This window comes from Shewanella phaeophyticola (assembly GCF_025398315.1).
Lineage (GTDB): Bacteria > Pseudomonadota > Gammaproteobacteria > Enterobacterales > Shewanellaceae > Shewanella > Shewanella phaeophyticola.
On sequence record NZ_JAODOQ010000001.1, the window covers coordinates 2,168,373 to 2,191,342 of the forward strand.

Here is a 22,970-nt window from a genome sequence, read left to right on the forward strand (position 1 = left end):
ATTATTTGTCCTGGCTGATCCGGCTAGCCACAGTATCTTGCTGATCTTTGTACTTAGCGTTTTTACGTGTGTTATATGGCCGTGCAACGGGTGAGCTTAAACGTTCAAAGTTAAGCGCACCAATTGTCATGCCAGGGCGAAGCGCCAACGGCAATTTACCACTGTTATAAAACTCTAATACAATTTTGCCTTGCCAACCGGGATCAATACGATGTGCCGTCACATGAATGCATTAAGCCTAAACGAGCCAATGATGAGCGACCATCTAGCCAACCAACGATATCTGGCGGTAAAGTAACGCTCTCATAAGTTATCGCCAGAGCTAACTCACCTGGATGGAGAAAAAAAGCATTATCGTCCGTTATTTCGATTTTATCGCTCATAACACGATCAAGTGCTAACTGCATTTCTGCACTTGAGTCACTTAAATCAATGTAAGGTGCTGTATGGTCTTCAAATACTCGAAATTGACTCCCTAAACGGACATCAACACTGACTCCCGATATAGCATCAATACCAGGGCGTGGATCGATAATAATGGTGCCATTATCTAAACACTGCTCAATTTCGATATCTGTTAAACGCATGTGGCACTTTCTCCCTGAAAGGTTATTTAGCCAATAAATGCTGTATTCTTGCTTTTAAAATATCAGTGGCGATACGATTTTTACCGCCACGAGGCACAATAATGTCAGCATATTGTTTAGACGGTTCAATGAACTGTAAAAACATTGGACGAACGGTTCTTTTATACTGCGAAATAACCGACTCCATGGTTCTGCCACGCTCAGCGACGTCACGGGTTAAACGACGAAGGAAACAGATATCCAGAGGGGTGTCCATAAACACAGTTGCATCCATTAAATCACGTAATTTAGGATCGGTTAATAATAAGATCCCTTCTAAAATAATGACTTTTTTAGGTTGCATGACTAACGTGTCACTCGTGCGAGTATGCTCTGTATAACTATAACAAGGGATGCTAACAGCATCACCCTGTTTTAATTGAGTTAAATGCGTTGCCAATAATTGGTGATCTAACGCTTTAGGATGGTCGTAGTTGGTTTTTACGCGATCTTCCATGGTCAAATGACTTTGATCACGGTAGTAGGCATCTTCGTTAATCACCCCAATTTGGTTTGTGCCTAAATCGCTGCACAACTCTTCAAAAATGGTTTTGGCAATTAAACTTTTACCTGAAGCCGACGCACCGGCGATCCCAATAATGACACACTGCTGAGAATTCATCTCTTAACCTTATTCGTCGTCTGATATGCTAATGTTTACGGTTGATGTAACTTGTTGAAGTGCTAATTCTGCCCCTAATTTACGGGCAATTTCGCGATATATCCCTGACACTTCACTTTCTGGCTCACTGATCACACTTGGAGCGCCGTTATCCATAGATTCACGAATATTAATATGCAGTGGTAATGCGCCTAATAATGGCACATTGTACCTTTGAGCTATTTGGCTGCCGCCATGTGTCCCAAATGGGTGTTCTTTATGGCCACATTCAGGACATAAATGAAAACTCATATTTTCAATAATACCGAGCACCGGAATGTTCACTTTATTGAACATAGTGATGCCTTTTTTCGCATCCGCTAAGGCGATGTCTTGTGGTGTTGTCACAATGACGGCGCCACTAACAGGGACTTTTTGCGATAAGGTAAGCTGAATGTCGCCCGTTCCTGGCGGCATGTCGATAATTAAATAATCAAGTTCAGGCCACTGCGTTTCATTTAAAAGCTGAGCTAGTGCTCCAGCAGCCATAGGTCCGCGCCATACTGCAGCTTCATCACCGCTAAGCATAAAGCCAATGGACTGAGCTGAAATGCCATGGGCAGATGCTGCTGTCATGTGCTTGCCATCTGGCGATTGTGGACGAAAGTTTGGGATCCCTAACATCAGCGGAATTGAAGGTCCGTAAATATCGGCATCTAAAATGCCTACTTCTGCGCCTTCAGCTTTTAACGCTAATGCAAGATTGACAGCCGTAGTTGATTTACCCACACCGCCTTTACCAGAGGCAACAGCAATCACTTGCTTAACGTTTGGAATAGGAGGAATGGCAGGAAGGGCTGAATAAACACGAGGTTGAAAATCGATTTCACATTCAACTTCGTCAATGGCATCTAATATGGCTAAACGATTGGTTATCGCCATGACAGTATCGCGATATTGGGTCATACAAGGATAAGGATAAACGAGACCTAATTGTAAGCGTTTATCCGTGATAGCGAGCGAACTAACACACTCGGCAGAAACTAAGCCTTTTTTCAGATAAGGATCAACAAAGGCCTCTAAAATATCTAAAACAGGTGACAGTAATTCATCACTTAATTGATAATTTGTTTGCGTTTTAATCAAAACCGCAGCTCCAAACGTGAAATTTTTACAAGTGTATCAGAACTTAGTAAAAAAATAGCGATTAATACACTTTTTAAGTCATGTTTTGATGAAAAATTTAAGTCAATCGGTTAGGATTAGGGCATATTTTGAGTGTAATTTGATATAGAGATAACATGACAACATCACAGCGAAAAATACTGGTCACAAGTGCCCTACCTTACGCTAACGGTCCAATCCATTTAGGCCACATGCTTGAATATATCCAAACGGATATCTGGTCTCGTTTCCAAAAGCTACGTGGTCATGAATGCCACTACATTTGTGCAGATGATGCTCACGGCACGCCGATTATGCTTAAAGCTCAGCAAATGGGGATCACACCAGAAGAAATGATTGCTCAAGTGCAAAAAGAGCATCAACAAGATTTCGCTGACTTCAATATCCAATTTGATAATTTTCACAGCACCCATAGCGATGAAAACCGTGTATTAGCCAACGACATCTATTTAAAGTTACGTGATGCGGGTTACATTAAAACTAAGACCATCTCACAACTTTACGATCCTGAAAAAAACATGTTCCTACCAGACCGTTTTGTTAAAGGCACCTGCCCAAAATGTAAGTCTGAAGACCAATACGGCGACAACTGTGATAACTGCGGTGCAACCTATAGTACGACTGATTTAATCAATCCTAAATCAGCGGTGTCTGGCGCCACACCAGTAATGAAGGACACTGAACACTTCTTTTTTGACCTACCAGCATTTGAAGGCATGTTAAAAGAATGGATCCAATCAGGTTCATTGCAACAAGAAATGGCCAATAAATTGGGCGAGTGGTTTGAGCAAGGCCTGCAACAGTGGGATATCTCACGTGATGCACCCTATTTTGGTTTTGAAATACCAGACGCGCCAGGTAAATTCTTTTACGTTTGGTTAGACGCACCTATAGGTTACATGGGTTCATTTAAAAACTTATGTGATAAACGTGACGACTTAAACTTTGATGATTTTTGGGGCATCGATTCTACCGCAGAAGTGTATCACTTCATCGGTAAAGACATTGTTTACTTCCACAGCTTGTTTTGGCCTGCCATGCTAGATGGTGCAGGCCTGCGTAAACCAACCAGCGTTTATGCTCACGGTTATGTCACCGTTAACGGCGCTAAAATGTCTAAATCTAAAGGGACGTTTATTAAAGCCCGTACTTATTTAGATAACTTGGATCCTGAATATTTGCGCTATTACTATGCCGCTAAGCTTAATAGCCGTATTGATGACTTAGATTTAAACCTTGAAGACTTTGCTCAACGCGTTAACTCAGATTTAGTGGGTAAATTGGTTAACCTTGCCTCTCGTACTGCGGGTTTTATCAGTAAGCGTTTTGACGGTAAGCTAGCAAAAGTCGCTGACAACAGCCTGGCTAACTCGTTTTTAGCTAAAAGTGAAACCATTGCCGAATTTTACGAAACCCGTGAATTTGGTAAGGCCATGCGTGAAATTATGGCATTAGCCGACACTGCAAATGGTTACGTTGCCGATGCCGCACCTTGGCAGTTAGTTAAACAAGAAGACAAGCAAGAAGAAGCACATCAAGTGTGCAGTAATGCATTAAATTTGTTCCGCATTTTGGTGACTTACCTTAAACCCGTACTGCCAAAACTTGCCCAAGATGTTGAAGGCTTCCTGCAGCTGACATTAACCTGGGACAACCTAGCGCAAGACTTATCTGGTCATGAAATTGCGCCGTTCAAAGCCTTAATGCAACGAATCGACATGAAGAACATTGAAGCCATCATCGAAGCGTCAAAAGAGAACTTACAAGCAACGCAAGCGACTGCTCCTAAGCAAACAGTTGATCAATTAGCGCAAGACCCAATAAGCCCAGAAATTACCTTCGATGATTTTGCTAAAATTGACTTGCGTATTGCGCGCATCAGCAAAGCTGAACACATCGAAAAAGCTAATAAGTTATTGCGCCTTGAGCTTGATTTAGGTGGTAAAACCAAACAAGTGTTTGCGGGGATAAAATCGGCATACGCGCCTGAAGACTTGGAAGGTAAATTAACAGTGATGGTTGCCAACCTTGCCCCTCGCACCATGAAGTTTGGTGACTCTGAAGGTATGGTATTAGCCGCCGGATCGGGCGGTAAAGACCTGTTTATTTTAGAGCCCCATGAAGGCGCGCAACCGGGTATGCGAGTCAAATAGACCACATATTTGTGTTGTTACAGCCCGTATAAAAAAGACCGCCTCGGCGGTCTTTTTTATCATATCTGACATAAGGTGACGATTTATCCGCATGTACATTCAATGCTGCCAGCGTTTTTTGATTAAAGCGTCGCTATGTAGGCATGGTATTACTGTTGCTTGTGACACCCTCAACTTGAGCTGAATCAACATCAGCGCTGTTCTCTGGCAGTAAACGGTTTTCAACATCATCTTGATTAACCGCATTATCTTCTTCCATAGCTTGCTTTAAACGCTCCTCGTACAACATAAATAGTTTAATAAAGTCATTGCTAAAACGCTCTCCTGCTGACTCTTTTAACCAAAAGTTATACAGCCGGTTTGATGCCTCTTTTTCTATGCGTTTATAGGTGGCTTTGCGCCGCATAACGTATTCTTCGTTGTACCCAAGCAATTGCAAAGACGATACACTCAGCTCCAATGCAGAGTGATGCGTTTCTGACTCAACCACATCTGCCCCGGCCTCTTTAAGTAAGTGTCCATGCCCTCTGTCGAACGCTCTGGCCACTATTTTGAGTTTAGGGTAACTGTGGTGTAAATATTTCACTAACTCAACACTGCTCTCACGGTTATCGATGGCCACTACAAACAAAGACGCTTCTTCAATACCCGCCGTTTTCAATAAATCTGGCCGCGTTGCATCACCGTAATAAGCTTTAGTGTTAATCCGCCTGATAGTATCCACTTGTGACACCTGATAATCCAGCACCACGGTTTTAATGTTATTTGAAATTAAAAACCGATTAACCACCTGGCCAAATCGGCCAATTCCGGCAATAATCACTGTCCCTTCATCATCAATACTATCTTGTTCTCGCTGATTGGTTTTCACCTGAAAACGCGGATAAATGACTTTATCAAATAAGATAAACAGTCCAGGGGTTAAAAACATCGACAAGGCGACGACTATCGATAAGGTTTGCGCTAAATCGGTTGGGATCACATGTTGCTGTACACTGAAGCTTAATAATACAAAACCAAACTCACCAGCTTGTGCAAGACTTAATGCAAACAACCAACGGTCACTGCCTTTAATCCTGAATATCAAGGCTAATAAATACAGCACAAACGCTTTTATTAACATTACCCCCAAAGTGATTAACATGATTTCGCCAAAACTTGCGAACAACACCGCAAAATCAATACCGGCACCTACTGTAATAAAAAACAACCCAAGCAATAGCCCTTTAAAAGAGCCAATATTGGCTTCTAATTCGTGCTTAAACTCACTGTTTGCTAACACCACGCCCGCTAAAAATGTCCCTAAAGCCGGAGAAATCCCCACTAAACTCATTAACGCCGCGATACCAATCACTAGCATTAATGCCGCCGCGGTTGAAATCTCGCGCGCCCCTGACTCAGCGACCATTTTAAACAATGGGCGGCTAAGATAATGTCCACCCAGTACCACCACTGCAATTGCCAGTATCAGTACAATGGCATAAGCCCACCCCGGTAATGATGCCACCAAACTTAATTGTTCATGTTGCTCACTCAACCGACTGGCTGCAGCTTGGGCTTTTTCGACTAATTCAGGTAAAGCCAATAACGGAATAAATGCCAACATTGGAATAACGGCGATATCTTGGAACAATAATACTGAAAAGGCGTTTTTTCCCGCATGGGTTTTGTTAAGGCGCTTTTCGGACAACGTTTGTAATACAATCGCTGTCGACGATAACGAGAAAATTAATCCTATTGTCAGGGCAATACTGGTTTGGTAGCCGGCATAAATCGCACAGGCCATGACCGCAACCACCGAGCCACCCACTTGTAAGCCGCCAAGGCCAAGTAAGCGATTACGCATTGCCCAGAGCATTTTGGGCTCAAGCTCCAAGCCGACTAGAAACAACATCATTACCACACCGAACTCAGCAAAGTGTTGAATAGTATTGGTTTCACTGCCTACAAGCCCAACAATAGAGCCAATGACCACACCGGCAATCAAATAACCTAATACTGACCCTAAACCTAATTTATTCGCTAACGGTACAGCAATCACCGCTGCGGTGAGGTAAATAAAAGCCTGTAAAAAATATTCCGTCATTAACGTTCCTTATTAACCCACCGCGATTAGGGTATAACACCGAATTACACCGGATTAACGATATCAATAAAGTGATGAGTTAAATCAAATTTACTGGCAAGGTGTTGACCAAGTGCCTCAATCCCAAATTGTTCAGTGGCGTGATGCCCAGCTGCAAAGTAATGTATTCCTTGCTCCATTGCAGCATGGTAAGTTCGCTCTGATACTTCTCCGCTAATAAATGCATCCACACCCATTTGCGCCGCTTGATCAATATAATCTTGTGCCCCGCCCGTACACCAGGCGATGGTTGAAATAGGTTTGCTGTTATCACCAATATGCAACGGTTCACGTTTAAGCACATTATTGAGTAATTGGCTAAATTCAGTTGCCGTTACTGGATGCTCTAGATGACCATGCCACAATAAATCTTGCGCTACGGGTTCATAGACACGTGGGCTTAAAATCCCCAATTGATAAGCTAACTGAGCATTATTACCAATGCCATGATGCGCATCTAAAGGTAAATGATAACCAAACAAGCTGATATCATGATCCATTAAGGCTTTAATTCGGCGATATTTCATGCCGGTGATCACTTCTAGTTCATTTTTCCAAAAGAACCCATGATGCACCAAAATAGCATCAGCATTGACGGCCACGGCTTGTTCTATTAATGCCTGACAAGCCGTAACCCCTGTGACTATAGTGCGAATTTGCCCTTTACCCTCAACTTGCAATCCATTTGGGGCATAGTCTTTAAACGCTGAAACATTCAAAAAAGTGTCTAAATACGACGAGAGATCTTGTCGCGAGATAACGGACTTTCCTTGTTGATATGTGGACATAATATTCCTAAAAGTACTGTGAAACTGAACGGATTCACTCGACTGAGTGTGGCCAAAAATAATGGGGTGATGACTTTACTGGACGATTAACATTCACGGTAAAAAATTATGTCAAGTTAACGCCTCTATGCGATGACCTACAGTTTAACTCATACCAGGATATTTCAACAATAGCAGTGAAATATGTCGATAAAAACGACTTTATGAGTGATAAATCAACAATTTTAGTAGTCAATTGGACTTTTGTAGCGTTAACACTTTAAAATTCATTACAACCTTCATTTAACATGATAACAAATAGGTTATTAACTATGACAACATTGACTAAAGAAGAGGTCATCAGCCAACTGCAAATGGCACTTGAAACACAATCAGGCAAAGCGGTGTCTATTGAGCAAGCTGGCAGCTGGTATAAAATCGACGGTGGTAAATCAGTGCGTTTTAGCGAACTTGAAACCATGCATGGTGAGTTGTGTGCAGCAAGTCCAGCCTCTAGCGCAAAAGCTGTGGTTAAAGCACAAGTTAAACCTGCTAAGATGCAACCCAGCAAAAAAGCCACTGCGACATCTGATGGGTTAACGCCTAAACAATTATGGCGTCAAAAGCTTGCAAACACAGCTGGCAGCCAAACTTTGCCGCGAGGATTCTAATTTAATACGACTAAACCGTATAAAATAAATTAGCATCAACATAAAAGGAGCCTAGGCTCCTTTTGTGTTATTTGTTTTGGCTTTATTCAATCATTGTCAGTTATTAATTGACCCATCGCGGTATGATTGGATCTTTACATGGCTAAGTCGACTCGGACATAACCTTTTAAATATACTACTCGCACTTCATCACCTGCGCTAAAGACCATGCCAGGGTCGAGATCTTGAATCACCATCACTTGGCTGCCATCTTCTTGCGTGATCATTAATTCTACCAGTTTATTTTCAAGATAATAGGCCGATTGTCCATGTTGACTGCCTAAACCACCACCAATTAACGCACCCAATACCGTAGCCACATCCTGACCTGAACCGCTACCAAATTGATGACCAATCACCCCACCGATTAAGGCTCCGCCAAACGTTTTCCAACCGCTGCGGCTATCTTCGACTAATTGTTTTTCACTCACCTGTCGTACTGAATCAATGTTGCCATACAGCACTTTCTCAACCGGCACAGCCTGGTTACGCTCATAAGCGGCTTGTGCCAGGCTACTAAATAAGCAAAATGTCAGTAATACAGCAAAAAAACTCTTTCCGGTGACGGTTATGATTTTAAACATCGCTATTTTCCGCTAAGTTAACGATAAGGTATGACAATTAATATACTCAATTGTGAACTCACTGTCTTATTTAAATCAGTCTATCGGCTTCCCGCCGCCAGAACATGCGCTCTCTGATCCAAATGGCTTACTTGCCATTGGAGGAGACTTGCAGCCTCAACGCTTACTGAAAGCGTATTATGAGGGTATTTTCCCGTGGTTTAATAGTAGCGACCCTATTTTATGGTGGTCGCCCGATCCGCGTGCCGTGTTTATTCCCACTTATCCTTTTGGCAGCAAAAGCTTGCTAAAGTTCCTTAAAAAATCAACCTGGCGTTATACCATTAATCATGCTTTTTTAGATGTGGTTGCGGGTTGTGCTGCCCCGCGCAGCGCACAAGATGGCACCTGGATTTCAGCTGAAATTCAAATGGCATATTACGAGTTACATTTACAAGGTAAAGCCCATTCTATAGAAGTATGGGATGGGGAGCAGCTCGTAGGCGGTTTATATGGTATTGCGGTTGGCGGTGTTTTTTGTGGTGAATCAATGTTTCATCGACAAACCAATGCATCAAAAGCCGCTTTTGCTATACTTAACCAGCATGTGGTGCAGCATGGTTTTAAACTCATCGATGCACAAGTAATGAACCCACATCTAGTGAGTTTGGGCGCAACAGCGCTACCAAGACATGATTTTTTAGCCTTACTTCACCGTTATCGAGACCAATCAATATCGCCATCGATATGGAACAAACAAGAGGTCTTAATTGAATTCTAAATCTGTGAGTGTCGGAATAAGCCAACCATTTGATTGCAACTATATTGAAGGCAACAAAGAGCAATTACTTGTTATCCAAGAGCCGCATATTGACGGGGCTTTATTTGAACAATTGCTAGGGATGGGCTTTCGTCGTAATGGTAATTCAATCTATAAACCGCGCTGTCCGAGTTGCCAAGCGTGCCAATCGATACGCCTAAATGTGCACGATTTTGCATTGTCTAAACGCCAAAAGAGAACCTTAAAAAATAATCAAGATTTACACTGGAAAGTAAACTACCAGACTCGCCCTGAACATTTTGAGCTTTATCAACGCTATATTAACGAACGTCATAATGATGGGCCAATGTATCCGGCCTCTCAAACCCAGTATGATGATTTTTTATTGTCTGATTGGCTACCACCAATGTTTATTGAAGTGTTTGATAAAGACCAACTGGTTGGCGTCGCGGTCACCGACAATATGATCCACAGCTTTTCGGCTATCTACAGTTATTTTGATCCTGACTATGCAGACCGCTCATTGGGCTCGCTGATGATATTAATTCAATGCCAATTAGCTAAGTCGATGGGCAAGCGTTATCTGTATTTAGGCTATCAAATTGATCAAAATCGAAAAATGCGTTACAAGCGTCAATATCGACCTTATCAAATATTAACACCACAAGGTTGGCAAATTGGTGAACAACTTGAGCCTCTTTCTTGCTAACACTCTTTACAGTTACACGATTTTGGGGCATGATACGCCCGATTTTTCATATTTGAAGGCTAATGGGATAACTTATTAATGGCGAAAGAAGACAACATTGAAATGCAGGGCACTATCCTTGAGACCTTGCCAAACACAATGTTCCGCGTAGAGCTTGAAAATGGACATGTGGTGATAGCCCACATCTCTGGCAAAATGCGCAAAAACTACATCCGTATTTTAACGGGTGACAAAGTCACGGTTCAGCTGACTCCTTATGACTTATCAAAAGGTCGTATCGTCTTCCGCGCACGTTAATCGCTAGCCTCAACATTGTAAAAGCCGACTGTAAGTCGGTTTTTTTGTTGTTGAGTCTACTCCCCAACCGATTAATTATTTGCTCAAGCAGCAAACATTCAAACAGATTAATGCTGTCTATAGAGCCATAAAAAACGCTAAACAGATGACATAATTAATGTAATGGGTATAACGTTCTGCGGATAAAAAAAGATGACCACTTGGTCATCTTTTTATTGTCATTTTATCGAGAAAACCGGCTGTTTAAGACACTTTCTCAGTGGCCTCACAGTCAATATTAATCTCACCGTCTTTAACATCAATGTGCGCAATGCCGCCACGCTCAAGAATCCCAAATAAAATTTCATCCGCTAATGGACGTTTAATTAATTCGGTCACTACGCGCGACATAGGACGAGCACCCATTGACTTGTCGTAGCCTTTCTCAGCCAACAAGGTACGTGCTTCGTCACTCACGTCTAAGGTAACTCGCTTATCATCTAGCTGCGCTTGAAGCTCTACTAAGAACTTATCAACCACTTTAGCGATGACGGTCATATCTAAGTGATTAAACCAGACAATCGAATCTAAACGGTTACGGAACTCAGGTGAAAATACTTTGTTGATTTCCGCTAATGCATCTTGAGTATGGTCTTGCTGCTGGAAACCAATCGACTTACGAATTGTCTCCTGCACACCAGCATTTGTGGTCATCACCAAAGTGACGTTTCTAAAGTCAGCTTTGCGGCCATTATTGTCGGTTAATGTGCCGTGGTTCATGACTTGTAAAAGTAAGTTGAACACATCTGGATGCGCCTTCTCAATTTCATCAAGCAGTACTACACAGTGAGGATTTTTAATCACAGCATCTGTTAACAACCCACCTTGGTCATAACCCACATACCCTGGAGGTGCACCAATCAGGCGTGACACAGTGTGGCGCTCCATATACTCAGACATATCAAAACGGATAAGCTTGAGGTTTAAACATGATGCAAGCTGGCTGGTGACTTCTGTTTTACCCACACCGGTTGGTAGCCGGCAAACATAAAGCTACCCACAGGTCTTTTTTCTGAACCTAAACCACTACGCGATAAACGAATGGCAGCGCTAAGACTCTCAATCGCTTTATCCTGACCAAACACCACCATCTTAAGGTTGCGTTCAAGGTTACGTAACATATCCTTGTCAGTCGACGATACCGACTTCTCAGGAATACGCGCCAATTTAGCAATAATCGCTTCGATTTCCGGCTGGCCAATGGTTTTTTTGCGTTTACTTTGCGGCATCATCACCATACGAGCACCCGCCTCGTCAATCACATCAATGGCTTTGTCAGGTAAGTGACGGTCATTAATGTGCTTCGCCGACAAGCTAGCAGCGCTGCTGATGGCGGCTTGGGTATAACGCACACCATGATATTCTTCGTATTTTGACTTAAGTCCCATCAAAATCTTGGTGGTTTCAGCCACTGACGGCTCATTAATATCAATTTTTTGGAATCGACGCGCTAAAGCGCGGTACTTCTCAAAAATACTTTGATACTCCTGGAACGTCGTTGAGCCCATACACCGTAACTTACCGCTCGATAATAAGGGCTTTAATAAATTAGAGGCATCCATAACACCGCCAGACGCTGCACCTGCACCGATGATAGTATGAATTTCATCAATGAATAAAATAGCATGCTCGTCTGCTGACAATTCTTTTAATAAACTTTTAAAGCGCTTTTCAAAGTCGCCGCGGTATTTGGTACCGGCTAATAACGCCCCTAAATCTAACGAGTACACTGTGGCATCGGCCATCACATCAGGCACTTGCTCTGTAACGATGCGATAGGCTAAGCCTTCAGCAATCGCCGTTTTACCCACGCCCGCTTCACCGACCAACAAAGGATTATTTTTACGACGACGACATAAGGTTTGAATAGCGCGTTCAATTTCAGCATCACGGCCAATTAATGGGTCGATAGTGCCGTCTTTAGCAAGCTGATTAAGATTAGAGGCAAATTGCGCTAACATGCTGCGCTCTTCACTATTTTCAGATTGATCTTCAATGCGCTCTTGTTCAGATGATTCGCCAGATTCTTCGTCTTTGCTCATGCCATGAGAAATAAAATTAACCACATCTAGACGAGTAATTTCGCTACGACGTAATAAATATACGGCTTGTGATTCTTGTTCACTAAAAATTGCCACCAACACATTTGCGCCGGTCACTTCGTTGCGACCAGATGATTGCACATGAAAAACAGCCCGTTGAAGTACTCGCTGAAATCCTAATGTCGGTTGTGTTTCACGCTCTTCAGGTGACTCGGCAATGATAGGTGTGGTTTGTTGAATGAAATTAGCCACTTCTTCGCGAAGACGATTAACATCCGCACCGCAGGCAATTAAGGCCTCATACGCGGCTGGATTATCAATAAGCGCTAATAATAAATGTTCTACCGTCATGTATTCATGACGTGAATCTCTAGCTTGCTGAAACGCTAGGTTCAAGGTGACTTCCAGATCTTTGTTCAGCATAAGCACCCCCTAATTTAACCACAGACTGTAAGAAAACGATTTTTTATGCTTTCTCTAATGTACACAGTAACGGATGTTGGTTTTCTCTTGCAAACTGATTTACTTGAAAAACTTTAGTTTCGGCAATCCCAAATGGGAAAACCCCACACAATCCTTTGCCCTGGTGATGTATCGCTAACATGATATCAACAGCTTGCTGCTCATTTTTCTCAAAAAAGCGTTGTAATACTTCAACCACAAAATCCATCGGGGTGTAATCATCATTGTTTAGCACCACTTTATACATATGGGGTGGTTGTAGTTCAGATTCAACCTTTTCTTCGGTATGTTCTACACTGCCTAATTTAGCCATTGTTTAATACTAGCCTCTCGTTTGGTTCCCGACCACTTGATATTATTAAATTAATTAAATGTTGTCTTTTTGTTAATTTATACTTGACATCTTTTCGTACAAATTTCATTCTATTTGTTAGGCGGCGAATACTAGACCGCTGGATAATAAGTTTTACTATCTTACTGGTAAGTAGACAACAGAAGGAAGTGGAAGTATGGCAAACGGAACTGTAAAGTGGTTCAACAACGCCAAAGGATTCGGGTTTATTTGCCCAGATCAGGGTGGCGAGGATGTATTTGCGCACTATTCAACTATCGAAATGGAAGGTTATCGTACCTTAAAAGCAGGTCAACCTGTGTGCTTCGAAGTTGAAGAAGATTACTAAAGGAATGCATGCTTCAGCCATCTCACCTACAAAATAGTAGGTAGAGACTATAAAACAAAAAGACAGGGATTTTAATCCCTGTCTTTTTTATTGCCTAAAAATAAAGCATCAATTTGTATTAAATAGGGTCATTACCATAAAGTAATGCCCCATTTATAAGGCTAATTAACCAATAAATTTATTTAATGTTGCACTTGGACGCATAGCTTTTTCAGCTTTAGCGGCATCTAAACGGTAATAACCGCCTAAATCAACAGCTGGTGCCTTGTGAACCATTTAGCTCTGCTAAAATAACTGTCTCATTGGCTGCTAACGATTGTGCTAAAGGCGCAAAATGTTCAGCTAATTGCTTATCTGCAGTTTGGTTAACAAGTGCATTAGCCCAGTAAAGACCCAGATAGAAGTGGCTACCACGGTTGTCTAACTCACCAACACGACGCGAAGGCGACTTGTTACTGTCTAAGAACTCACCAATCGCGACATCTAAAGTATCGGCCAGCACTTGTGCTTTAGGGTTGTTAGCCGTTTGGCTTAAGTGCTCTAAAGATGCTGCAAGTGCTAAAAACTCACCTAAAGAATCCCAACGTAAGTGGCCTTCTTTTTCTACCTGTTGAACATGCTTAGGTGCACTACCACCCGCGCCTGTTTCAAATAATCCGCCGCCATTCATTAACGGAACGATTGATAGCATTTTAGCACTTGTGCCCAATTCAAGAATTGGGAACAAATCGGTTAGGTAGTCACGTAACACATTACCTGTAACAGAAATGGTATCTTCGCCTTTAATGATACGCTCTAAGGTAACACGCGTTGCATCAACAGGAGACATGATTTGAATATCTAAGCCTGATGTATCTTCTTCTGCGAGGTATTTAGTCACTTTTTTGATTAACTCAGCATCGTGTGCACGAGCGCTGTCTAACCAGAAAATAGCTGGAGTATTACTTAAACGTGAACGTCTAACCGCAAGCTTAACCCAGTCAAGAATAGGTGCATCTTTAACTTGGCACATACGGTAAATATCGCCTGCTTCAACCTTGTGGCTCATTAATACATCGCCAGCTTGGTTAATCACATTGACAGTACCGGCTGCGCCAATTTCAAATGTTTTATCGTGGCTACCGTATTCTTCAGCTTTTTGAGCCATAAGACCCACGTTTGGCACACTGCCCATTGTGGTTGGATCAAATGCACCGTGTTTTTTACAAAACGCGATAGTCTCTTGATAAACACCAGCGTAACAACGATCGGGGATCATCGCTTTAGTATCTTGTAGCTGACCGTCTGGCCCCACATTTTTCCAGATGAACGAATAGCCGCTGGCATAGAGGCATCAATGATGATGTCACTTGGTACGTGTAAGTTAGTGATACCTTTGTCAGAATCAACCATTGCTAGGGCTGGACGTGCTGCATAAACAGCAGCGATATCAGCTTCGATTTCGCTACGTTTTGCTTCAGGAAGTGTACTAATTTTAGCGTAAACATCACCAAAGCCATTATTAACATCGACACCGAGTTCAGTAAATAGCTCGCCATACTTGTCAAATACATCTTTAAAAAACACCTTAACAGCGTGACCGAATAAAATGGGATCAGACACTTTCATCATGGTGGCTTTTAAGTGAAGCGATAATAAAACATCTTCTGACTTAGCAGCTTCGATTTCACGAGCGTAAAACTCAACTAACGCTTTCTTACTCATCACCGATGAGTCAATCACTTCATCAGCAAGTAATGCTAGGCCACTTTTAAGGATTACTTCTTTGCCATCAGCTTGAGTTAACACAATATTAACTTTATCTGCTGCAGGTAAAGTGACCGATTGTTCGCTACCGTAAAAGTCGCCTTCATTCATGTGCGCAACATGAGACTGTGAATCACTCGCCCACTTACCCATTGAATGTGGGTTTTTCTTAGCATAGTTTTTAACTGACGTTGGCGCGCGGCGGTCAGAGTTACCTTCTCGTAATACTGGGTTTACAGCACTGCCTTTAATTTTGTCATAACGCGATTTCGCTTCAACTTCAGCATCTGTTTTTGGTTCATCCGGATAGTTAGGGATGTCATAACCTTTGGCTTGCAGTTCAGCAATACACGCTTTCAACTGTGGAATTGACGCACTGATATTAGGCAACTTAATGATGTTAGCTTCTGGCTGATTGGCCAATTCGCCTAACTCAGTTAATGCATCTGCAATTTTCTGTTCAGCCGTTAATTTTTCAGGGAAGTTAGCAATAACACGACCTGACAAAGAAATATCGCGAGTTTCTACTTTTACGCCAGCAGCGTCAGTAAAGTTACGGATAATGGGTAATAAAGACAGAGTAGCAAGTGCTGGGGCTTCATCAGTTTCTGTGTATATGATCGTTGGAGTGTTATCTTTCATTATATTTCCTACATTATTGTAAATTAATAACTTATTAGAATAAATTGTATAAGCATTTGATGGGCTTTGGTGGATAACACTCACGAGAGCGAACCTTGATTTGCAACGAGGGTTCACATCCAATGTAAACGCTGTATGTGAAATCCCCTATCCCATTTTTTATTATATTTTTTCCACATTGCAACGGTATATTTTGCTAAAAACACACCATAAGCAGTGATAAATTAGGTACAGATCACAATTTTTAGGCGGACATCATAGATCATTATTGATAATTTTCAAATTCCACTAAGGGCGAATACACAGTAAACTGACATAAAAGATGTTAATTATTATTACAGACCCCATTAAACGATTAAGGATATTATCTAAACCTTTATGGCAAACTCAGGTAAATTCAGTTCATTTAAAAAAACGGCTGCCAAAAATGGTCGTCCCTCGCCACAAACACCTAAATCTAAACATACGAGCATAGCGACTCGACGCAAAAGCCCTGTGAAACCACCTGTCGAAAATCCTATTATCGTGTTGTTCAATAAACCGTTTGATGTGCTTTGCCAATTTACCGATGAGGCAGGTCGCCAAACGCTTAAAGACTTTATCCCTATTAGTGACGTTTACGCTGCAGGGCGATTAGACCGAGACAGCGAAGGCTTATTACTGCTCACTAACGATGGTCAACTGCAAGCTAAGTTAACCCAGCCGAATAAAAAAACCTTCAAAACTTATTGGGTACAAGTTGAAGGTGAGCCAACAGAAGCCGCAATAAAAGCATTATGTGAAGGGGTAGAGCTTAAAGATGGCATGACTCTACCAGCAAAGGTAAAAATAATGGACTCTCCCCAAATTTGGCCACGTGTACCGCCCGTACGAGAGCGAAAATCAATACCTACTACCTGGCTTGAAGTGCAAATCTGTGAAGGTCGTAATCGTCAAGTTAGACGAATGACAGCCCATGTAGGCCACCCAACCTTAAGATTAATCCGTTATAAAATAGGTCAATGGTGTCTAGATGATTTGCAAAATGGTCAGTACAAACAAATCAGCCAACGCTAACGGTATAAACAATACTGACGATACACACATAAGGGATTAAATAAATGACTCAACGTTATAAACCCAATACCACTGTCGCCTGTGTTGTGTACAGCCAAGGTAAGTTTTTACTGGTTGAAGAAATGATTGATGGCTTGGTTAAATTTAATCAGCCCGCAGGACATTTAGAAGCCAATGAGTCACTGATTGATGCTTGTGCTCGTGAAGTGGTAGAAGAAACTGGACTGGCAATAATACCACAAGCCATTGTGGGGATTTATCAATTTAGTGCCAGTGATGAACTCGCATTTGTACGTTACACCTTTTGCATTACCCTTGACCAACCGGTTGAAGGAACGCCACTCGATAGTGCGATTATCCGTACCCATTGGTTATCTCGCGAACAAATTAGTGAGTTAGGCGATCAATTACGCAGCCCACTCGTGCTCAAAAGTATTGATGACTACATACAACAAGCTGGTTTATTAGACCAATCGCCGCCAGCGACCAGAGACTTGACGCAAAAAACAAATGCAAAACCTTGTCCGCACCATTTACCATTATCCTTACTTAATGCGGATTATTTACACACCCGTTAGCTCAGTTTTAGCCCTATATTGACGATTACTTCAAGATAGCCCAGCGCTAGAATGCGTGGTAGAATATGCGCCGCACAAATGCAATGTTTACACGATAAGATAAAGTTTACTTTATTTTTGACCTTGTTTAACGGCTTTCAAGCTCAGTCAATTTTAATCATTACCTTGAAACCGTTAACAGACACCACCATATACATACTCTCTTTATTCAATGGTTTTTAGGATTTATGACATCAATCACCCCAACTTCTCATGGTAAAAAAGTCATTGTCGGCATGTCCGGCGGTGTAGATTCTTCTGTTTCGGCCTATTTGCTTATCCAGCAAGGTTACGAGGTTGAAGGTCTATTTATGAAGAACTGGGAAGAAGACGATACCGACGAATATTGCGCTGCTGCGGATGATTTAAAAGATGCACAAGCGGTATGTGACAAGCTGGGTATTAAAATGCATACCGTCAACTTTGCTGCAGAATACTGGGACAACGTGTTCGAGTACTTTTTAGCTGAATACAAAGCGGGTAGTACGCCTAATCCTGACATCATGTGCAACAAAGAAATTAAATTCAAAGCTTTTTTAGAATTTGCTGATGAGATTTTAGACGCAGACTATATCGCCATGGTAAGTTATGTTCGTCGTCGTGACAATAGCGATGGCAGTGTTGAAATGCTTCGTGGTGTTGATGGCAATAAAGATCAAAGCTACTTCTTATATACCTTAAGCCATGAACAAGTAGCACGCAGTTTATTTCCTGTAGGCGAGCTTGAAAAACATGAAGTGCGTGAGATTGCCAAAAAAATGGGGTTAATCACTCACGATAAAAAAGACAGCACCGGCATTTGTTTTATTGGCGAGCGTAAATTCACTGACTTTCTTGCCACTTATTTACCCGCACAGCCCGGCGACATTGAAACAGCTGAAGGCGAAGTCATTGGTACTCATCAAGGGTTGATGTATCACACTCTTGGCCAACGTAAAGGCTTAGGGATTGGCGGCTTAAAAAACAGCAGCGAAGATCCATGGTACGTGGTCGAAAAAGATTTAATTCGTAATGTACTCGTGGTGGCACAAGGCGCTAATCATCCACGCCTTATGTCACATGGCATGACCGTTAATCAAATGCATTGGGTTGACCGTAAAGGCCCTGCCAATAACAGCGAAATCACAGTAAAAACCCGTTACCGCCAACGCGATGTGGCCTGTACGATAGTTTATACCGATCCAGACAATATTACCGTGACATTTGATGAACCGGTTGCCGCCGTTACGCCAGGCCAGTCAGCGGTGTTTTATGATGGTGAAATTTGTTTAGGCGGCGGCATTATCGATACATTAGTTCGAGGATAAATCGTGAGTCAAACTCAACAGAGCTTATTATTTGAACGCACAATGGCCTTTGCAGGTATTTTACAGGCCATTGGTCAGGTGCAATATTTAGCGCGCCATGGCGAAAGCGATAAAGAAGCCTTGGCAGCAACATTAAATACCATCTTAGTCACCGAGCCAGAAGCCACTGCCGATGTGTATCAAGACAAAAGCATCTTAAACAAAGGCTATCAGTTAATACAAAACCAACTGGGCGATGGCAGTAATAAAGATGTCGAAACCACCCGTTACTTAGTCGGGGTATTAGCACTGGAGCGCAAACTCGCTCGTTCAGCAAACGGCTTAGGCATGCTTGCTGAGCGTATCAATCAAATCCATCGCCAATTGAACCACTTTGCGATCACCGACGAACAAGTTATTGCTAACTTTGCCAGTATTTATAGTGATGTCATTAGTGAACTGGGGCATAAATTGCAAATATCTGGCAACCCAGGATGCTTAAAGCAACCCATCGTACAACATAAAATTCGTGCCCTTCTGCTTGCCGCCATGCGCAGTGCAGTATTGTGGCGCCAATTAGGTGGCAAACGTCGCCATTTAGTGTTTGCCCGAAAAGCGATATTTGATACCGCTAAAAAAAGCCAAAATAACAATTAATCGATTCACCCTACAACAAAGTTCATCAAGGAGCTTCAAATGGATCTTTCCGCACTAACTGCTATCTCTCCGGTAGACGGTCGTTATGGTAGTAAAACCGCCTCATTAAGAGGGATTTTCAGCGAGTTCGGTCTTACTAAGTACCGTGTTCAAGTTGAAATCAACTGGTTAAAGCTCTTATCTAGCTGCCCAGAGATTGAAGAAGTTCCCCCATTTAGCGAAACCGCCCTCGCGTTATTAGACAGCATTAAAGATAACTTTAGCGAGCAAGATGCACTGCGCGTTAAAACCATCGAAAGCACCACTAATCACGATGTAAAAGCGGTTGAATACTTCATTAAAGAAAAAATTGCCGACAATGCCGAGCTTGTCTCCATTGACGAATTTGTACACTTTGCCTGTACCTCTGAAGACATTAACAACTTATCGCACGGCTTAATGTTAAAAGAAGCGCGTGAGTTAGTATTAGTGCCGCAATGTCAGCAAATTATTGATGCCATTAAAAAGCTTGCCCATGACAACAAAAGCGTGCCCTTAATGTCACGCACCCATGGCCAGCCTGCATCACCCTCTACGTTAGGCAAAGAAATGGCCAACGTTGCCGTTCGTCTTGAGCGTCAATTAAACCAAATTAATGCTGTTGAGATTATGGGAAAAATTAACGGTGCTGTGGGTAACTATAACGCCCATATCTCTGCCTACCCAGAAGTAAACTGGCATGAGCTGTCACAGCGTTTTGTCACCAGTCTTGGCATTAACTGGAACGCCTACACCACGCAAATTGAGCCGCATGATTACATTGCCGAATTATTCGATGCTATTGCGCGTTTCAATACTATCCTTATCGATTTTGATCGTGATATTTGGGGTTACATTGCATTAGGTCACTTTAAACAACGCACCATTGCCGGCGAAATTGGTTCATCAACCATGCCGCATAAAGTAAACCCAATCGACTTTGAAAACTCTGAAGGTAACCTAGGTATTGCAAATGCATTAATGCAACATTTAGCAGCTAAATTACCGGTTTCAAGATGGCAACGTGACTTAACTGACTCAACCGTGTTGCGTAACCTTGGTGTTGGTATGGCGCACTCGCTTATTGCTTATCAAGCCACACTAAAAGGCATTAGCAAATTAGAAGTCAATGAAGCACAACTGCTTGCTGAGCTAGATAAAAACTGGGAAGTATTGGCAGAGCCTGTACAAACCGTGATGCGTCGTTACGGCATCGAAAAACCATATGAAAAACTGAAAGAGCTCACCCGTGGTAAGCGTATCGATGCGCAGCAACTTGCTGTATTTATCGATGGCCTTGAATTACCAGCCGAGGTGAAAGTTGAACTGAAAAAAATGACCCCAGCAAATTACATCGGCCGTGCAGAAGCCTTTGTTGACGAGCTAAAGTAATTTTTCTCAATTAACATAACATTAGCGGTCGCATCTGTGGCCGCTTTTTTATTGGATTTACCACTCTCCACCTGAGGTCAATGATGTACAGATTAAATATTGATACCCAAGCCTTTATTAAACAGCATTGGCAGCAGAACCCCCTTGTAATCAAACAGGCATTTGTTGATTTTGAAGACCCCATTGCTGCAGACGAACTTGCAGGCCTCGCCTGCGAAGAAGAAATTTCATCTCGCGTAGTGGTCACAAAAGGTGATGATTGGGATGTTATACAAGGCTCATTTGAAGATTACGACCAATTTGGCGAAGACAACTGGCAATTGTTAGTGCAGGCCGTTAACCATTGGTATCCAGCATCTCAACCCTTAGTTGAAGCGTTCCGTTTTTTGCCCGACTGGCGCTTTGATGACTTAATGGTGTCATTTGCCACGCCAGGCGGCGGCGTATGGACCACACATCGACAACTATGACGTGTTTATTATTCAAGGTGAAGGCGAGCGTCGCTGGAAAGTGGGTGACAAAGGCCAACATAAACGCCGTGGTGGCAATGAAAACTCACCCTTAGTTGACGATTTTGAGCCAATTATTGATGTGGTATTGCAAAAGGGCGATGTGTTATATATTCCGCCCGGATACCCGCATTGCGGCGAAACAATGACCTTAGCCATGTCATATTCAATTGGTTTTAGAGCTCCGAGCCAACAAGAATTGCTTACACAGCTCGCCGATAGCCTTATCGACAGTAACCAGAGTGCCACAAACGCTTTACATCCACCGATGAGCCAACCGCGCCAGGCGTAATCAGCCAAACGCATCAACAAGGCATTATGGATTTATTGGTACAACTTGCTCAGGATCCCCAAGCATACCAAACCATGCTAGGCAAATTATTGAGCCAAAATCGTTTTGAACTCGATATATGTGAAGGCGAAGAGCCATTAAGCAGCGATGACTTAATAGATGCCATAGAACAAGGTGCAATTATTCAGCGCATTGGGGGGTTAAAGGTATTACGTCTTGAGCAAGACAACCAAGCGCGGTTATTTATTAATGGCGAAGAGTTTTCTTTAGCAGAGACTAGCGAAACCGAATTAATGTTTTTAGCCAATAACGTTAGCATTATGCCTGAGCAAGCTGGCGAGCTAGTTGAAAATACAGCGTTACTTGAACTATTAACCCAGCTGATTAATCAAGGCTTTTACTACCTAGCCGAAGACGAATGCTAAAGCTTGGATAAAGTAAAAGGCACCTAAAATGAGGTGCCTTTTTTATATGTTTGGAATATTAACCCCAAAGTTTTTCATCTTGATGCATTCTGTGCAGGCTTTCAGCACGAGAAACCAATAATTGAGCAAATTTTCGTTGTGTCTCATCACGTGTGGCGCCAGATTGATGGAGGTTTTCAGCTTTAAGCTGCCACATCAATGAGAAATGACGAATAGCATCACGCGCAGTTGCCGCCACTTTAACGTCTACATAATCTGATGGTAAATCACCCGACATGACCCAAAAGGTTTGTTTTTTAGGCTGCTTAGATTCCATTTTCCAAATGGCTAAATAAGGCGCAAGATAGCGACTTTCACTGGCCAGTACGTTACTTGGGATTACACCTTTCTCTGCTAAAAAGCGATTGGCTTTTTGAAACTGAGTACGCACCCACTCTTGTCTTAATGCTTCTTGGTCTACTGTTGACTCAGTGACATTCTCTGCAACTTCTTCAGTCATAATACTTCCTATCTTATTGTTATTTTTCAGGTTAGAACAATAATTAACCTAAAATTCAATCTCAAAAACAATGATGCAACATAAGTTACTT

General features: G+C 42.3%; 17 protein-coding genes and 5 pseudogenes. 12 read left to right on the top strand and 10 right to left on the bottom strand.

The annotated features are described in order from the left end of the window. Position 1: 1 nt before the first annotated feature. The 3 genes and pseudogenes from dcd to apbC all read right to left on the bottom strand — a co-directional run bounded on the left by dcd (position 2) and on the right by apbC (position 2,373). Positions 2-587 (bottom strand): annotated as a pseudogene (gene dcd / locus N4T56_RS10075) (dCTP deaminase). A gap of 22 nt (positions 588-609) precedes the next feature. Further along, the gene (gene udk, locus N4T56_RS10080) at positions 610-1,248 is read right to left on the bottom strand and encodes a uridine kinase (RefSeq protein ID WP_261733128.1); all 639 of its coding nucleotides are present in this window, start codon (positions 1,246-1,248) and stop codon (positions 610-612) included. Between the two features lie 9 nt (positions 1,249-1,257). Then, complete coding sequence (gene apbC / locus N4T56_RS10085; protein ID WP_261733129.1) at positions 1,258-2,373, bottom strand: iron-sulfur cluster carrier protein ApbC; 1,116 nt, start codon at positions 2,371-2,373, stop codon at positions 1,258-1,260. 155 nt (positions 2,374-2,528) lie between these two features. On the opposite strand from apbC, the gene metG reads away from it, so the two are divergent. Beyond that, the gene (gene metG, locus N4T56_RS10090; protein ID WP_261733130.1) at positions 2,529-4,565 is read left to right on the top strand and encodes a methionine--tRNA ligase; all 2,037 of its coding nucleotides are present in this window, start codon (positions 2,529-2,531) and stop codon (positions 4,563-4,565) included. A 133-nt stretch (positions 4,566-4,698) separates the two neighbouring features. On the opposite strand, the gene N4T56_RS10095 is transcribed toward metG, so the two are convergent. Together N4T56_RS10095 and N4T56_RS10100 are read right to left on the bottom strand one after the other, a co-directional pair. Next, positions 4,699-6,651, bottom strand: coding sequence for a monovalent cation:proton antiporter-2 (CPA2) family protein (locus N4T56_RS10095; RefSeq protein WP_261733131.1), 1,953 nt, complete (start codon positions 6,649-6,651; stop codon positions 4,699-4,701). 44 nt (positions 6,652-6,695) lie between these two features. Continuing rightward, on the bottom strand, positions 6,696-7,478 hold the full coding sequence (locus N4T56_RS10100) for a Nif3-like dinuclear metal center hexameric protein (protein WP_261733132.1): 783 nt from the start codon (positions 7,476-7,478) through the stop codon (positions 6,696-6,698). Between the two features lie 311 nt (positions 7,479-7,789). On the opposite strand from N4T56_RS10100, the gene N4T56_RS10105 reads away from it, so the two are divergent. Continuing rightward, a complete protein-coding gene (locus N4T56_RS10105) occupies positions 7,790-8,128 on the top strand; it encodes a hypothetical protein (protein WP_261733133.1) in 339 nt (112 codons plus the stop codon). Positions 8,129-8,262: 134 nt separating this feature from the next. On the opposite strand, the gene N4T56_RS10110 is transcribed toward N4T56_RS10105, so the two are convergent. Further along, positions 8,263-8,751: an outer membrane lipoprotein gene (locus N4T56_RS10110; protein WP_390904033.1), complete on the bottom strand. Its 489-nt coding sequence runs from the start codon at positions 8,749-8,751 to the stop codon at positions 8,263-8,265. Between the two features lie 52 nt (positions 8,752-8,803). Between N4T56_RS10110 and aat the strand changes: the two genes are divergently transcribed. The 3 genes from aat (at position 8,804) to infA (ending at position 10,517) form a co-directional block, all read left to right on the top strand. Then, positions 8,804-9,511, top strand: coding sequence for a leucyl/phenylalanyl-tRNA--protein transferase (gene aat / locus N4T56_RS10115; RefSeq protein ID WP_261733134.1), 708 nt, complete (start codon positions 8,804-8,806; stop codon positions 9,509-9,511). Next, on the top strand, positions 9,501-10,220 hold the full coding sequence (locus N4T56_RS10120) for an arginyltransferase (protein WP_261733135.1): 720 nt from the start codon (positions 9,501-9,503) through the stop codon (positions 10,218-10,220). Before aat ends, N4T56_RS10120 begins: the two co-directional genes overlap by 11 nt. Positions 10,221-10,298: 78 nt before the next feature. Beyond that, positions 10,299-10,517, top strand: a complete 219-nt coding sequence (gene infA / locus N4T56_RS10125; protein WP_011496276.1) for a translation initiation factor IF-1 — start codon at positions 10,299-10,301, stop codon at positions 10,515-10,517. Between the two features lie 243 nt (positions 10,518-10,760). On the opposite strand, the pseudogene clpA reads toward infA, so the two are convergent. Then, positions 10,761-13,021: pseudogene (gene clpA, locus N4T56_RS10130) on the bottom strand (ATP-dependent Clp protease ATP-binding subunit ClpA). A gap of 43 nt (positions 13,022-13,064) precedes the next feature. After that, positions 13,065-13,373: an ATP-dependent Clp protease adapter ClpS gene (gene clpS, locus N4T56_RS10135; RefSeq protein ID WP_160052899.1), complete on the bottom strand. Its 309-nt coding sequence runs from the start codon at positions 13,371-13,373 to the stop codon at positions 13,065-13,067. Between the two features lie 196 nt (positions 13,374-13,569). Here clpS and cspD point away from each other — a divergent pair. Beyond that, a pseudogene (cspD, locus tag N4T56_RS10140) lies at positions 13,570-13,777 on the top strand (cold shock domain-containing protein CspD). A gap of 128 nt (positions 13,778-13,905) precedes the next feature. On the opposite strand, the pseudogene N4T56_RS10145 reads toward cspD, so the two are convergent. Beyond that, a pseudogene (locus N4T56_RS10145) lies at positions 13,906-16,128 on the bottom strand (NADP-dependent isocitrate dehydrogenase). Positions 16,129-16,506: 378 nt separating this feature from the next. On the opposite strand from N4T56_RS10145, the gene N4T56_RS10150 reads away from it, so the two are divergent. From N4T56_RS10150 to N4T56_RS10175, 6 genes and pseudogenes are all read left to right on the top strand, one after another. Then, positions 16,507-17,184, top strand: coding sequence for an rRNA large subunit pseudouridine synthase E (locus tag N4T56_RS10150; RefSeq protein WP_261733137.1), 678 nt, complete (start codon positions 16,507-16,509; stop codon positions 17,182-17,184). 44 nt (positions 17,185-17,228) lie between these two features. Then, positions 17,229-17,762 (top strand): NUDIX hydrolase, encoded by a 534-nt coding sequence (locus tag N4T56_RS10155; protein ID WP_261733138.1) that lies wholly within the window; start codon positions 17,229-17,231, stop codon positions 17,760-17,762. A 227-nt stretch (positions 17,763-17,989) separates the two neighbouring features. Further along, positions 17,990-19,108 (top strand): tRNA 2-thiouridine(34) synthase MnmA, encoded by a 1,119-nt coding sequence (gene mnmA / locus N4T56_RS10160; RefSeq protein ID WP_261733139.1) that lies wholly within the window; start codon positions 17,990-17,992, stop codon positions 19,106-19,108. Positions 19,109-19,111: 3 nt separating this feature from the next. Continuing rightward, positions 19,112-19,744, top strand: coding sequence for a high frequency lysogenization protein HflD (gene hflD, locus N4T56_RS10165; RefSeq protein ID WP_261733140.1), 633 nt, complete (start codon positions 19,112-19,114; stop codon positions 19,742-19,744). Positions 19,745-19,783: 39 nt separating this feature from the next. Beyond that, the gene (purB, locus tag N4T56_RS10170; protein WP_261733141.1) at positions 19,784-21,154 is read left to right on the top strand and encodes an adenylosuccinate lyase; all 1,371 of its coding nucleotides are present in this window, start codon (positions 19,784-19,786) and stop codon (positions 21,152-21,154) included. Positions 21,155-21,237: 83 nt separating this feature from the next. After that, a pseudogene (locus N4T56_RS10175) lies at positions 21,238-22,380 on the top strand (ribosomal protein uL16 3-hydroxylase). A gap of 58 nt (positions 22,381-22,438) precedes the next feature. Here the strand turns inward: N4T56_RS10175 and N4T56_RS10180 are convergent. Beyond that, the gene (locus tag N4T56_RS10180) at positions 22,439-22,879 is read right to left on the bottom strand and encodes a DUF4826 family protein (RefSeq protein WP_261733142.1); all 441 of its coding nucleotides are present in this window, start codon (positions 22,877-22,879) and stop codon (positions 22,439-22,441) included. Positions 22,880-22,970 lie beyond the last annotated feature (91 nt).